The 12,993-nt window shown below is 46.5% G+C and carries 10 protein-coding genes and 8 tRNA genes; 16 read left to right on the forward strand and 2 right to left on the reverse strand.

Going from position 1 to position 12,993, the window contains the following annotated elements; all coding sequences use genetic code 11:
• Positions 1–25 precede the first annotated feature (25 nt).
• Genes QCB45_RS00885 through QCB45_RS00895 form a run of 3 tightly spaced genes read left to right on the forward strand, consistent with a single transcriptional unit; the run spans position 26 to position 3,905 of the window.
• Entirely contained in the window at positions 26–1,276 is a 1,251-nt protein-coding gene (locus QCB45_RS00885) for a lipoprotein-releasing ABC transporter permease subunit (RefSeq protein WP_279418663.1), read from the forward strand.
• Positions 1,269–1,964 carry a lipoprotein-releasing ABC transporter ATP-binding protein LolD gene (gene lolD, locus QCB45_RS00890; RefSeq protein ID WP_279418664.1) on the forward strand — a complete coding sequence of 232 codons (696 nt, stop codon included), beginning with the start codon at positions 1,269–1,271 and terminating at the stop codon, positions 1,962–1,964. The genes QCB45_RS00885 and lolD overlap by 8 nt, the downstream gene beginning before the upstream one ends.
• A 12-nt stretch (positions 1,965–1,976) precedes the next feature.
• Complete coding sequence (locus tag QCB45_RS00895; protein WP_279418665.1) at positions 1,977–3,905, forward strand: ATP-binding cassette domain-containing protein; 1,929 nt, start codon at positions 1,977–1,979, stop codon at positions 3,903–3,905.
• Positions 3,906–4,006: 101 nt separating this feature from the next.
• On the opposite strand, the gene QCB45_RS00900 is transcribed toward QCB45_RS00895, so the two are convergent.
• Complete coding sequence (locus tag QCB45_RS00900) at positions 4,007–4,210, reverse strand: DUF2892 domain-containing protein (protein ID WP_279418666.1); 204 nt, start codon at positions 4,208–4,210, stop codon at positions 4,007–4,009.
• A gap of 253 nt (positions 4,211–4,463) precedes the next feature.
• Here QCB45_RS00900 and tig point away from each other — a divergent pair, with 253 nt between their 5' ends.
• The 13 genes from tig (at position 4,464) to QCB45_RS00965 (ending at position 11,789) form a co-directional block, all read left to right on the forward strand.
• Positions 4,464–5,777 (forward strand): trigger factor, encoded by a 1,314-nt coding sequence (gene tig / locus QCB45_RS00905; protein ID WP_279418667.1) that lies wholly within the window; start codon positions 4,464–4,466, stop codon positions 5,775–5,777.
• Positions 5,778–5,957: 180 nt separating this feature from the next.
• Complete coding sequence (gene clpP / locus QCB45_RS00910; protein WP_279418668.1) at positions 5,958–6,560, forward strand: ATP-dependent Clp endopeptidase proteolytic subunit ClpP; 603 nt, start codon at positions 5,958–5,960, stop codon at positions 6,558–6,560.
• A gap of 10 nt (positions 6,561–6,570) precedes the next feature.
• Positions 6,571–7,830: an ATP-dependent Clp protease ATP-binding subunit ClpX gene (gene clpX / locus QCB45_RS00915; RefSeq protein ID WP_279418669.1), complete on the forward strand. Its 1,260-nt coding sequence runs from the start codon at positions 6,571–6,573 to the stop codon at positions 7,828–7,830.
• A gap of 97 nt (positions 7,831–7,927) precedes the next feature.
• Complete coding sequence (gene lon / locus QCB45_RS00920; RefSeq protein ID WP_279418670.1) at positions 7,928–10,345, forward strand: endopeptidase La; 2,418 nt, start codon at positions 7,928–7,930, stop codon at positions 10,343–10,345.
• A gap of 117 nt (positions 10,346–10,462) precedes the next feature.
• A complete protein-coding gene (locus tag QCB45_RS00925) occupies positions 10,463–10,735 on the forward strand; it encodes an HU family DNA-binding protein (protein WP_279418671.1) in 273 nt (90 codons plus the stop codon).
• 128 nt (positions 10,736–10,863) lie between these two features.
• Positions 10,864–10,939, forward strand: a tRNA-Val gene (locus tag QCB45_RS00930).
• A gap of 1 nt (position 10,940) precedes the next feature.
• Positions 10,941–11,017, forward strand: a tRNA-Asp gene (locus tag QCB45_RS00935).
• Positions 11,018–11,118: 101 nt separating this feature from the next.
• Positions 11,119–11,194, forward strand: a tRNA-Val gene (locus QCB45_RS00940).
• 1 nt (position 11,195) lies between these two features.
• A tRNA-Asp gene (locus QCB45_RS00945) sits at positions 11,196–11,272 on the forward strand.
• 101 nt (positions 11,273–11,373) lie between these two features.
• A tRNA-Val gene (locus tag QCB45_RS00950) sits at positions 11,374–11,449 on the forward strand.
• Between the two features lies 1 nt (position 11,450).
• Positions 11,451–11,527 (forward strand) — tRNA-Asp (locus QCB45_RS00955).
• A 101-nt stretch (positions 11,528–11,628) separates the two neighbouring features.
• Positions 11,629–11,704: transfer RNA gene (locus QCB45_RS00960), tRNA-Val, on the forward strand.
• Between the two features lie 8 nt (positions 11,705–11,712).
• Positions 11,713–11,789 (forward strand) — tRNA-Asp (locus tag QCB45_RS00965).
• Between the two features lie 279 nt (positions 11,790–12,068).
• On the opposite strand, the gene QCB45_RS00970 is transcribed toward QCB45_RS00965, so the two are convergent.
• Complete coding sequence (locus tag QCB45_RS00970) at positions 12,069–12,848, reverse strand: enoyl-ACP reductase (RefSeq protein ID WP_279420001.1); 780 nt, start codon at positions 12,846–12,848, stop codon at positions 12,069–12,071.
• Positions 12,849–12,993 lie beyond the last annotated feature (145 nt).

A 12,993-nucleotide genomic window follows, 5' to 3' on the forward strand; every position in this document is an offset into this window, starting at 1 on the left:
CATCAAACGGAACTTCAAACTGATTATGTTTAAACTGCCTTACGAACTGTTTTTAGGACTGCGTTATACCAAAGCCAAACGGCGTAACGGTTTCATTTCCTTCATCTCTCTTTCATCGATTATCGGTATTGCACTGGGTGTGATGGCTTTGATCACGGTGTTGTCGATCATGAACGGATTCCAACAGGAATTGCGTGATCGGATTCTGGGGATGACTGCTCACTTGACACTCACCGAAAGCGATTCGCGTCTGCGCGACTGGGAGAGCCTGTATCAAACGGTGATTAAATTGCCGGATGTTGAGGGGGCTGCTCCGAACATTATGGAACAGGGGATGCTGACCAGTGGTCGTGAGGTGAAAGGTGCCGCGATCCGAGGGATTAATCCGGATTACGAAGATCAGGTGGCCGACATCGACAGCAAGATGCTGCATGGCAAACTGGCGGACTTGCATTCCAAGGAATACGGGATGATTCTGGGGTCCGAACTGGCCGGCAGTCTTGGGGTTTCGGTCGGCGACAAGGTGACTTTGATTGCCCCGCAGGGAACCTTTTCTCCTGTAGGGATGGTGCCTAGAATTAAGCGCTTTACCGTCATTGGCTTATTTAACGCGGGTATGCACGAATACGACAGTGGATTGGCGATTATTCACATTAAGGATGCGCAAAAAGTATTCAAATACAATGACGCTGTCGGTGCTTTACAGCTCCGCATAAAAAACATGTTCGATGTTCGTGAGGTACGCCACGAAATCGCGCAGCATATGGATAGACCTTTGTATGTTCGAGATTGGACACAGCAACACGCCAATTTCTTCAAGGCGATCGAGATGGAGAAGCGCATGATGTTCATCGTTTTGGCATTGATCATTATGGTGGCTGCTTTCAATATCGTTTCAACCATGGTGATGGTGGTCACCGATAAACAGAGTGATATTGCCGTATTGAGAACGCTGGGGGCGACACCGAACAGTATTCAGTCAATTTTCATCATCCAGGGGTTGGTGATCGGTTTGACCGGTGCGATTTTCGGCCTTTTGGGCGGTGTCACGCTTTCTTTGAATATCGATGTGATCGTACCGTTTATCGAAAACCTGCTCGGGTTCAAGTTCTTCCCGGCAGATGTCTATTACATCAGCCAAGTTCCGTCCAAGCTGGAATGGGGTGATGTCTGGTACATAACAGGATTAGCGTTCCTGCTTACGTTGCTTGCCACGCTGTATCCGGCCAGAAAAGCCGCCAAGGTGCATCCTGCGGAGGCTCTACGTTATGAATAAGGAAATGGATAAGATGGTACTGTCCGCACAAGGATTGAAGAAAATTTATCAGGAAGGCGTGATTTCAACTCAGGTGCTTAATGGTGCAGAACTCGACGTTGCGGCGGGTGAAAAGGTCGCGATCATAGGCGCTTCCGGTTCCGGTAAGAGTACTTTGCTTCATCTGTTGGCAGGACTGGATCAGCCTACCACAGGGGCCGTCTCGTTGATGGCGCAGCCGTTCTCTACTTTGAGCGCAATCAAGCGCGGCCATATGCGTAACAGCCATATGGGATTTATCTATCAGTTTCACCATTTGCTGCCTGAATTGAGCGCTTTGGAAAATGTAATGGTGCCCCTGAAGATTCGACGTGAGTCTGCTAAAACCGCTCAACAGAAGGCCGAAGCGTTGTTGAAGCGCGTCGGGTTGGGAGAGCGTATTCACCACAAACCGAGCGAGTTGTCGGGTGGAGAGCGTCAGAGAGTTTCGATTGCAAGAGCATTGATTACACGTCCGGCTATCATTTTGGCGGATGAACCGACCGGTAACCTGGATCACGAAACCGCCGAACAGGTGTTTGAATTGATGTTGGAACTGAATCAGGAACTACAGACTGCGTTGTTGATCGTTACCCATGATTTGGACTTGGCCAAACGAATGGATCGTCAGCTAAGTTTGGTGGATGGTTTGTTGCATCCAGTTGAATAAGGTTCGGTTTTAATGTTAGCAATCCAAAGTGTTTCCATTCGCGCTGGACTGAAACCGCTTTTTGACGGGGCCAGTCTGACTATCCATCCCGGGCAGAAAATCGGTTTGATCGGCCAGAATGGCGTTGGTAAAACAACCCTGTTCAAAGCGATTATGGGTGAAGTGCCATTGGAAGAGGGGCAGATATCCATTCCAGCGAATTGGTTGATCGGGTATGTGGAACAGGAAGTTGCGGATTCAGAACTGTGCGCCTTGGATTATGTCTGTTTCGGCGATACTCAATATGCACAGTTGACCCGACGGATTAATGAGGCTCAAGAGATCGGTAATCATGATGCATTGGTTCAGGCTTATGACGAGATGGATCGCATTGCCGGTTATGATGTTCCGCAAAAAGCGCAGCAGCTTCTGGCCGGACTGGGCTTTTCCGTCGAGGACCTGACTAAGTCCATTCAAGCATTTTCCGGTGGTTGGCAGGTTCGTCTTAAGCTGGGTCGTGCCTTGATGCAACGTTCCGATTTGTTGTTGCTAGATGAGCCAACTAACCACCTGGACATCGAAGCCGTCGCCTGGTTGGTACAATGGCTCAAATCCTATCAAGGCGCTGTGCTGATCATCTCCCACGACCGCGACTTTCTCGACCAGGTGGTGCAGGGTATCGCTCATATCCACCAGCAGAAGATTTATTACTACTCCGGTAATTTCGCCGCATTTGAAAGACAGCGTAACGAACAGTTGATGCAGCAGCAGGCGTTGCACGAAAAGCAGAAGCAGCAAATGCAGCACCTGAAAACGTTCATCGAGCGGTTTAAGGCAAAAGCCAGTAAGGCCAAACAGGCACAGAGTCGTGTGAAAGCGTTGGAGCGTATGGAACAGGTTGCAGCCGTTCAGGCGACCAATCCGTTCCATTTCGAGTTTTTCGAACCGAAACACCAGCCTGATCCCATGGCGAGAATCGAATCGGTCGGATTTGGTTATGGTGATAAGCCTATTCTGAAAGATGCCAGCTTGGTGTTGCGTGCTGGCGATCGAATCGGTCTGGTCGGGGTGAATGGTTCGGGTAAAACGACATTGATCAAATTGTTGGTCGGTGAGTTGAAACCGAAATCCGGGACTATTCAGATGAGCAAGGGAGTCAGTATCGGTTATTTCGCCCAGCATCAGTTGGAAGCTTTGGATCTGGATCACAGTCCGTTACAGCATATGCTGGCATTAAGTGATGAAATAAGTGACCAGCAGGCGCGTGATTTTCTGGGACAGTTTGGTTTTTCGAACGAGCAGACTCTTACGGCGGTACGTTCATTTTCCGGTGGTGAAAAGGCGCGTCTTGCTTTGGCGATGATCGTGTACCAAAAGCCCAATCTGATTATTCTCGACGAGCCGACCAACCACTTGGATATGGACACCCGTGACGCTCTGGATATGGCTTTGCAGGAATTCAGTGGGGCCTTGATACTGGTCACGCATGATAAGCACTTGTTAGCCAGTATCGCTGATCAGTTCTGGTGGGTTCACGAGGGTGAAGTCAGCTTGTATCACGGAGATTTGGAATCTTATCTGCAAACCCGTCTCAAGACCTTAAAGCAGTCACAGGAAGCGTTGAAAAGCAAAGAGGACAGGCCTGTTCAGAATAAAAAACAGCAGCGCCAGCTCAATGCTCAGCGCCGCAAGCAGCTTGATGTTCAGCTTAAACCGTATAATCAGGCGTTGAAGAAGATTGAGAAGCAGATGGATCATGCTCAGGCAGAGTTGGCTAAACTGCACGCTTTGATGGAAGACAATTCAATGTATGAAGCGGAAAACAAAGCCAGATTGACCGAAGCCATCAAGTTACAGGCCGAATACGAACAGCAGAGTGAAGAGAGTGAGATGGAATGGTTGGAGGTCCAGGAGCAGATTGAGCGGATCACCAAAGAATTTGAAGAGCAGGAAGCGGTCTGAAACAGCCGGAAAGAATTTTTAGTTAAATATCCGGAGTTTCGCAGATGCAAAAAAGGCCTGAATTTCAGGCCTTTTTTGATTTCGGAGAAACGAAGCGGCGCTTATTTGAATGCGATACCGTGCTTCATTCCGAATTTACGAAGGAATTTAACCATCGGGCAGAATCCGGTAATGCCTGCAAACAATAAGTTGGCACCTACGAATCCAGTTAGGTAAATCCATTCAGGTGAGTGATATACGCTCAAGATTGAGCTACCAAGCACCATGGTTCCGGCTACTAATAAAATGATTTTTTCAATAGTCATGCTATGTCCTTGAATTTGTCAGGTATTTCTTGGTTGAATTTAAAGAAATATCTGATTGGTCTATACAAAAAAATTATCGAAATTCTAGCACTTTTTTCGTGCTCGACAAAGTGTTTAGAAATATTTCTTGTTGTTTTTATTTGTTTTTCTTTAATTTTTTTCAATAAAAAAGTATAATTTTGCACCTTATTTATAGCTACTGTGGTTGAATACACACTAGCTTATTTTAATAACCAAACTTTGAGAAAAGAACATGCAAGTAACTGTAGAAAAGCCAGAACAAGGTCTTGAGCATAAGATTACTGTCACATTCCCTTCTGATGAAATGAACAGTCAGATCGAGAAGCGTTTAAACGAAATCCGCCGTAAAGTGAAAATGGATGGTTTTCGTCCTGGTAAGGTGCCTCTAAGTGTCGTCAAACAACGCCACGGAGAACAGGTCAAGCAGGAAGTGATGGGCGAGAAAATCCAGCAGACATTCTACGATGCGGTTGCACAAGAGTCTTTGAAAGTGGCTGGTTACCCAATGTTTGATGAGTTGGATGACAAGGATGGTTCCATTACTTTCACCGCTCGTTTCGAAACTTACCCTGAAATCACGGTTCCTGAGTTCTCTGGCGTGAAAGCGGAAAAAATCACTGCCGAAGTAACGGACAAAGACGTTGATAACATGATTAACCGTCTGCGTGAACAGCGTATGGCTTGGAAGCCTTCTAAGAGCGCTGCTAAGAAAGCCAAGAAGGGTGAGCAGGTCATTATGGATTTCGTCGGTAAGATTGACGGTGTTGCATTCGAAAACGGTTCTGCCGAGAACGTTCCTCTTGAACTTGGAAGCGGTCGTATGATTCCAGGTTTCGAAGATGGCATCATCGGTATGAAGAAAGGTGAAGAGAAAACGATCGAAGTGACTTTTCCTGAAGAGTATCAGTCTGAAGAGTTGAAAGGTAAGACTGCGACTTTTGATATCACTGTTCACTCGATTTCGACTAAAGAACTTCCTGAGATTGATGAAGAGTTCGTTAAGTCTTTCGGTATCGAAGCTGGTACTGAAGAAGCGCTTCGTAACGAAATCAAGGAAAACATGGCGAAAGAACTGGCGCGTGCCGTTCAGAACCAAAACCGTACTGCCGCACTAGATGCGTTGCAGGAGATCGTTGACGTTCAGCTTCCGAAATCGTTGGTTGACCAAGAAGTTCAGAACTTGATGAACAACATGGCTCAAAACCTACAGCAGCAAGGAATGAAGCCGGAAGACCTAAATATGTCTGCGGACCACTTCCAAGCGGATGCTGAGAAGCGTGTTAAGCTAGGTTTGATTATGGGTGACATCATCCGTGCAAACAACATTGTAGCTTCTGACGAAGATGTTGACGCTTTCATCCAAGAGCAGGCTTCTTCTTATGAAGATCCATCTGAAGTGGTTAACTGGTACAAGCAGAACCCTCAGGCTATGAACGAGATCAAAGCAATTATCGTTGAGAACTCTATTGCCGAGAAGATTTTGTCTGAAGCGAAAGTGAAGGAAGTGAAGAAGTCATTCGAAGAAGTTGTTAATACAGCTGCTTAATGGTTTTTCCGCACACATTTTAACCGGGCCTTATTTGGTTCCGGTTTTAAAGAAAACTTAACCTGCCGAAGGAAATTTTTAATTTGTCTTCGGGGTTAAGTTTTTTTTTGCTCTAGAAAAGGCTAAGATACCTTTCAAAGAACATAAATAAATTGAAATAAACGAGGCATGGTATACAGAATGGATAGTAATTTGGTTCAAAACGCTTTAATTCCAATGGTCATTGAACAAACGAGCCGTGGGGAGCGTTCCTACGATATTTACTCTCGTTTATTAAAAGAACGCGTTATTTTTATGGTCGGTCAGGTCGAAGACCACATGGCTAATCTGATCGTAGCGCAGATGCTGTTTTTGGAATCAGAGAATCCAGATAAAGACATCCATTTATACATTAACTCTCCAGGCGGGAGTGTGACCGCAGGTATGGCGATTTACGATACTATGCGATTCATCAAGCCGGATGTCAGCACAATGTGTATCGGTCAGGCGGCCAGTATGGGGTCTTTCCTGCTGTCGGCCGGCGCAAAAGGCAAACGTTATGCATTGCCTAATTCCCGCGTCATGATTCACCAGCCTTTGGGTGGCTTTCAGGGGCAGGCGAGTGATATTCAGATTCACGCCCAAGAGATCATGAAGATTAAGCATACCTTAAATCAGGCTTTGGCGGATCATACTGGGCAGAGCCTCAAGACCATCGAAAAAGACACGGACCGTGATAATTTCATGAGTGCGCAAGAGGCTTACGAGTATGGTCTGGTGGATCAAGTATTGACACAACGATAGGATTAGATTGATGAGTGATGAAAAGACACTGTATTGTTCATTTTGTGGAAAAGGGCAGGATGAAGTCCGTAAACTCATAGCTGGTCCGTCGGTCTATATTTGTGACGAGTGTGTTGAGTTATGTAACGACATTTTGCAAGAAGAGTTCGGTGGGGAAGAGTTGTCTCACTTCGAGCTTGAGAACTTGCCGACTCCGCACGAGATCAGCAATATCCTGGACGATTACGTCATTGGTCAGCATTCTGCGAAGAAGGTACTTTCCGTAGCGGTATACAACCACTATAAGCGTTTGCAGAACGCTCATGTCAAAGACGATGTCGAATTGACCAAGAGTAATATTCTGCTAATCGGTCCAACCGGTTCCGGGAAGACTTTGTTGGCGCAGACGTTGGCGAGATTGTTGGACGTACCTTTCGCGATTGCCGATGCCACAACTTTGACTGAAGCCGGTTATGTGGGTGAGGACGTTGAGAGTATCGTTCTTAAACTGCTTCAGCGTTGTGATAACGATCCTGAAAAGGCGGAGCGCGGAATCATCTATATCGATGAGATCGATAAGATCACCCGCAAATCCGAAAACCCTTCGATCACCCGTGATGTATCGGGTGAGGGTGTTCAGCAGGCATTGTTGAAGCTGATTGAAGGTACTCAGGCTTCGGTTCCTCCACAAGGAGGGCGTAAGCATCCGAATCAGGATATGATTCAGGTAGACACTTCCAAGATCCTGTTTATCGTCGGTGGAGCCTTCGAAGGTTTGGATAAGATTATCGATCAACGTATGGAAACCAATCTTGGTATCGGTTTTGCTGCTGAAGTGAAATCAGAGGATAAGAAAAAGACGCTTTCGGAAAAATTCCAGAGCATCGAGCCGGAAGATCTGATCAAGTTCGGTTTGATACCGGAATTCGTCGGGCGTTTGCCGATGATTTCTGCTTTGGAAGAATTGAATGAAGAAGCGTTGGTTCAAATTCTGACTGAGCCTAAGAACGCTTTGGTGAAGCAGTTCCAGAAGATGTTCGAGCTTGAAGGTGCTGAATTGCAGTTCAGAAAAGATGCGCTTTTAGAAATCGCCAAGCTTGCGATTGAGCGTAAAACCGGGGCTCGTGGATTGCGTTCGATTATGGAACAGTTGTTGTTGGACACAATGTATGATCTGCCGAGCTTGAAAAATGTCGAGAAAGTCGTTATTAATAAAGCAGTGATTCAAGGTAAGAAGCCCCCAATGATGGTGTATAAGGAAGAAGAGCCTAAGAAAGCCTCTAGTGAATAACGATTTACTATAAGCAGAACGGCAAATTTCCTTTAAAAATACCCAGCTTGGCTGGGTATTTTTTTTGGCGCTTACCCTTTTAGTAGGAAGGAAAAACATGGAACTCGACCAAGTAACAATGAAAATGAATGTATTAGTGCTGCCTCTGCGTGATGTAGTGGTGTTCCCCGGCAATGTAATGCCGTTGTTTGTGGGGCGTGAGAAATCGATTCAAGCACTGAATGAAGCAATGGAGGGGGATAAGCAGATTTTTCTGGTGACGCAAAAGAGTGCGGAGCTGGATGTCCCGAGCTTGGAAGATTTGTACTCCGTAGGTACCATGGCGAATATTCTTCAGCTTCTTAAGTTGCCGGATGGTACTGTTAAGGTGTTGGTGGAAGGTGTTCAGCGTTTTAAATTGTTGAGCCTTAACCATGAAACGAATGTTTTGATGGGCGATATCGCCGAGTTTGTATCGGTTGATGATAATGAAGCGGATACCGTCGTGTTGATGCGCGCCTTGAAAGACAGTTTTGTCAAATATGGTGAACTTAAAAAGAAGATTCCATCTGAAGTGATAACTTCGGTTAAAAAGGAAGAAAATGCAGATCGTCTGGTGGATCTGGTTTCCGCTAACGTAAACTTGAAGGTCAGTGAGAAGCAGTCTCTGTTGGAACTGGTGGCGGTTAACGAGCGACTTGAGCGTATGTTGACGGTCGTTGAGACCGAAAGAGAGTTGTTGGAGTCCGAGAAGCGTATTACGACGCGTATCAAGAAACAGATGGATAAGACTCAGCGAGAGTATTACCTGAATGAAAAGATTAAAGCGATTCATAGTGAATTGGCTGGTGATGATGAAGAGACGACCAGTGAATTCGATCAGATTGCAGAGAAGATCGAAGAGGTTGGTTTGACCGAAGAGGCTAAGACTAAAGCCAAGTCGGAATTGAAAAAACTTAAGATGATGCCCGCCCAGTCTTCGGAAGCAACTGTGGTGAGAAACTATCTTGATTGGTTGTTGGATATTCCTTGGAAGAAGCGTAGCCGTGTTTCTAAAGACCTGCATAAAGCCGAAGATATTCTAGATAGTCAGCACTATGGCCTTGAAAAGGTTAAAGAGCGCATTGTCGAATATCTGGCGGTCCAGAAACGTGTACGTAAGATGAAAGGGCCGATTTTGTGTCTTGTCGGGCCTCCGGGGGTTGGTAAGACATCCCTGGCGCGTTCGATTGCTGAAGCGACCAACCGTAAATATGTTCGTATGTCGTTGGGTGGTGTTCGCGATGAAGCTGAGATTCGTGGTCACCGTAAGACTTATATCGGTGCATTGCCCGGTAAGATCATCCAGAAAATGAGTACGGCCGGGACGAGAAATCCGCTGTTCCTGTTGGATGAGATTGATAAGATGTCGAGCGATATGCGTGGTGATCCTGCCAGTGCCTTGTTGGAGGTGTTGGATCCGGAGCAGAACAGCACATTCAATGATCATTATTTGGAAGTGGATTATGATCTTTCGGACGTCATGTTTGTTGCGACATCCAATTCGATGGACATTCCTGAAGCCTTGTTGGACCGTATGGAGGTGATTAACCTTTCTGGTTATACCGAGCCGGAAAAGTTGAATATCGCCCGTAAGCACCTGCTGCCGAGAGCTGAGAAGGATCACGGTTTGAAGGCGGGAGAGCTGGAGATTACCGAGGAGGCATTGAAAGCGATCATTGAAACCTATACACGCGAAGCGGGTGTACGTTTGTTGGCGCGCGAATTGGCGAAGATCTGCCGTAAAGCGGTCAAGAAACTGGTCACTGCAGAGGTGAGTGGAAAAATCGTCATCACTCCGGATGATTTGGAGGCCTATTTGGGCGTTGCGCGTTATCGTATCGGTTTGGCAGACGAGATGAACCGTGTCGGACAGGTAGCCGGTTTGGCGTGGACACGTGTCGGCGGGGATTTGCTACGCATTGAAGCGACAGCCATGCCAGGTAAGGGCAAGTATTCCAGTACCGGTCAGTTGGGTAGTGTGATGAAAGAGTCCGTGGACACGGCTATGAGCGTGATACGCAGCCGTTCGGCTGACCTCGGTCTAAATGAAGACTTCTACGAGAATCTGGATCTGCACCTTCACTTTCCGGAAGGAGCGATTAAAAAAGACGGTCCAAGTGCAGGGATAGCCATTTGTACAGCCATTACATCTGTATTGACGAAGATACCTGTGCGAGCCGATGTGGCCATGACCGGTGAGATTACTCTGAGAGGAGAGGTGTTGCCGATCGGGGGGCTTAAGGAGAAATTGTTGGCGGCGTTGCGTGGTGGTATCAAAACCGTATTGATTCCGTACGACAATGTCCGTGACCTAGCTGATGTTCCGGAAGAGGTTAAAGAGCAACTTGATATTCGACCAGTTAGATGGGTTGAAGAGGTGTTTGAGGTCGCATTAGAAACTTTGCCTAAGCCTATAAAGGAAAGTAATGAGATGCCCGCATTTTCGGGCTCTAGCAAGGGTAAAGCGGTCGAAAAGGGCACAAAACGACATTAATTGATAAATTCACTGTTTTTTACTTGACACTGTGAAGCAAGGATTGCTATAAATGTTGCTAGCCCTTGACTGGAGCTAGAATCAAACAAAATAAATGGTACTCATGGAGATAAACAAATGAATAAATCTGAATTAGTAAGTGCAATTGCAGAAGAAGCTGGTTTAACAAAAGCAGATGCGGCTCGTGCATTGGATGCAACTGTTTCTGCAATCACTGGTGCGTTGAGCAAGGGTGATTCTGTAGCGATCATCGGTTTCGGTACTTTCAAAGTTGGTGAGCGTTCTGCACGTACTGGTCGTAACCCTCAAACTGGTGCTGAAATGCAAATCCCTGCTGCTAAAGTTCCTAAGTTCTCAGCTGGTAAAGCCCTTAAGGATGCTGTTAATTAAAATCTGTCAAAAAATTGTAAAAAACAGATAAATTTAATTGACAAGTTCTCCCAACAACCTATAATACGCCACATCAATTAAGCACAGCGCTAAAGACAAGCCGAAAGGCCTTCTGAAGCGGCTTGATTGGGTGATTAGCTCAGTTGGGAGAGCATCGCCCTTACAAGGCGAGGGTCACTGGTTCGAGCCCAGTATCACCCACCACGGAGCGGTAGTTCAGCTGGTTAGAATACCTGCCTGTCACGCAGGGGGTCGCGGGTTCGAATCCCGTCCGCTCCGCCAAATTTTAAAGGTAGTTTTAAACTACCTTTTTTATTGCAAATTTCAGGAGTTTGCAATAATAAAACCAAAGCGCAAACCTTAAGTCGTTTTGGTCTTATTCTGGGTGATTAGCTCAGTTGGGAGAGCATCGCCCTTACAAGGCGAGGGTCACTGGTTCGAGCCCAGTATCACCCACCATGGAGCGGTAGTTCAGCTGGTTAGAATACCTGCCTGTCACGCAGGGGGTCGCGGGTTCGAATCCCGTCCGCTCCGCCAAATTTTAAAGGTAGTTTTAAACTACCTTTTTTATTGCAAATTTCAGGAGTTTGCAATAATAAAACCAAAGCGCAAACCTTAAGTCGTTTTGGTCTTATTCTGGGTGATTAGCTCAGTTGGGAGAGCATCGCCCTTACAAGGCGAGGGTCACTGGTTCGAGCCCAGTATCACCCACCATGGAGCGGTAGTTCAGCTGGTTAGAATACCTGCCTGTCACGCAGGGGGTCGCGGGTTCGAATCCCGTCCGCTCCGCCAAATTTTAAAGGTAGTTTTAAACTACCTTTTTTATTGCAAATTTCAGGAGTTTGCAATAATAAAACCAAAGCGCAAACCTTAAGTCGTTTTGGTCTTATTCTGGGTGATTAGCTCAGTTGGGAGAGCATCGCCCTTACAAGGCGAGGGTCACTGGTTCGAGCCCAGTATCACCCACCATACAATTAGGAGCGGTAGTTCAGCTGGTTAGAATACCTGCCTGTCACGCAGGGGGTCGCGGGTTCGAATCCCGTCCGCTCCGCCATTATATGAAAAGCAGCATTCGAAAAATCGGGTGCTGCTTTTTTCGTTTCTATAGCATGTCTTTTTTTATTCAATTCTTTCAAACTAAGCAGGCCTGTTGAGTCCGTATTGTTTAAAACGGTCGTCTTTCTAGGTAGAGTCTTATCTGGAAGAGAGGCAGGTAGGTGTTTGTATATAACAGAAGGCATTTAGGAAAGAGGCAGGCATAAAAAACCGCATTCATAGATGCGGCTTTTCTGGTGTTCGGTGCATTGGGTGATGCACCGTCGACGGGCTTCGATCAGTTGGAAGCCGTAATGTTGTAACCACCGTCCACATAGGTGATTTCACCCGTGATACCGGAAGCAAGGTCTGAACACAAGAATGCCGCCGTGTTGCCGACTTCTTCAATGGTGACGTTACGGCGTAACGGCGTTGAAGCCGCTGCCTTGTCCAGCATGCTGCGGAAGTCTTTGATTCCAGCTGCCGCCAAGGTGCGGATAGGGCCGGCAGAAACCGCGTTTACTCGAATGCCGTCTTGACCAAGGTCAGCCGCCAGATAGCGAACAGTTGCTTCAAGAGACGCTTTGGCGATGCCCATTACGTTGTAGTTCGGTACAGCGCGTTCCGCACCTAGGTAAGAGACGGTCATGACTGAACCATTTTTAGCCTTCAGCATTTCGTAAGCCGCTTTTGTGCAAGCTGTCAGGCTGTATGCAGAAATGTCGTGGGCGATTTTGAAGCCGTCACGGGTTGAAGCATCGATCATGCGGCCTTCCAACTCTTCACGAGGTGCGAATGCGACCGAGTGAACTAGAATGTCCAAACCGTCCGTCCAGGTTTTACCCAACTCGGCAAATACGGTGTCGATTTCTGAATCATTAGCAACATCTAATGGAAGAACGATTGAAGAGCCAAGTTCTTCAGCGATCTTTTCGACGCGACCTTTTAGTTTTTCGTTCTGGTAGGTCAGGGCGATTTCGGCACCTTGTTCCTGCATTTGCTTAGCAATACCGTAAGCAATCGATTTATTGTTAGCTACTCCAATGATTAAGGCTTTTTTTCCGCTTAGGAATCCCATCACGATTTCTCCATTTGATGTATGACGGCTTGACTGTATACCCATAAAAAATTAGGTTTCTCAGCGGCCGTTCTGCTGATTGATTTAAGTTTTAACATTAAGATTCAATAGTGGCATTATAACGCTAATCAACTTGAATTTATTC

This window comes from Thiomicrorhabdus sp. ZW0627, assembly GCF_029767005.1.
Classification (GTDB): Bacteria; Pseudomonadota; Gammaproteobacteria; order Thiomicrospirales; family Thiomicrospiraceae; genus Thiomicrorhabdus.

Bases quoted from the DNA above. Each gene is read 5' to 3' on its own strand.
- QCB45_RS00885 (WP_279418663.1), top strand. From the start codon at position 26: ATGTTTAAACTGCCTTACGAACTGTTTTTAGGACTGCGTTATACCAAA.
- lolD (WP_279418664.1), top strand. From the start codon at position 1,269: ATGAATAAGGAAATGGATAAGATGGTACTGTCCGCACAAGGATTGAAG.
- QCB45_RS00895 (WP_279418665.1), top strand. From the start codon at position 1,977: ATGTTAGCAATCCAAAGTGTTTCCATTCGCGCTGGACTGAAACCGCTT.
- QCB45_RS00900 (WP_279418666.1), bottom strand. From the start codon at position 4,210: ATGACTATTGAAAAAATCATTTTATTAGTAGCCGGAACCATGGTGCTT.
- tig (WP_279418667.1), top strand. From the start codon at position 4,464: ATGCAAGTAACTGTAGAAAAGCCAGAACAAGGTCTTGAGCATAAGATT.
- clpP (WP_279418668.1), top strand. From the start codon at position 5,958: ATGGATAGTAATTTGGTTCAAAACGCTTTAATTCCAATGGTCATTGAA.
- clpX (WP_279418669.1), top strand. From the start codon at position 6,571: ATGAGTGATGAAAAGACACTGTATTGTTCATTTTGTGGAAAAGGGCAG.
- lon (WP_279418670.1), top strand. From the start codon at position 7,928: ATGGAACTCGACCAAGTAACAATGAAAATGAATGTATTAGTGCTGCCT.
- QCB45_RS00925 (WP_279418671.1), top strand. From the start codon at position 10,463: ATGAATAAATCTGAATTAGTAAGTGCAATTGCAGAAGAAGCTGGTTTA.
- QCB45_RS00970 (WP_279420001.1), bottom strand. From the start codon at position 12,848: ATGGGATTCCTAAGCGGAAAAAAAGCCTTAATCATTGGAGTAGCTAAC.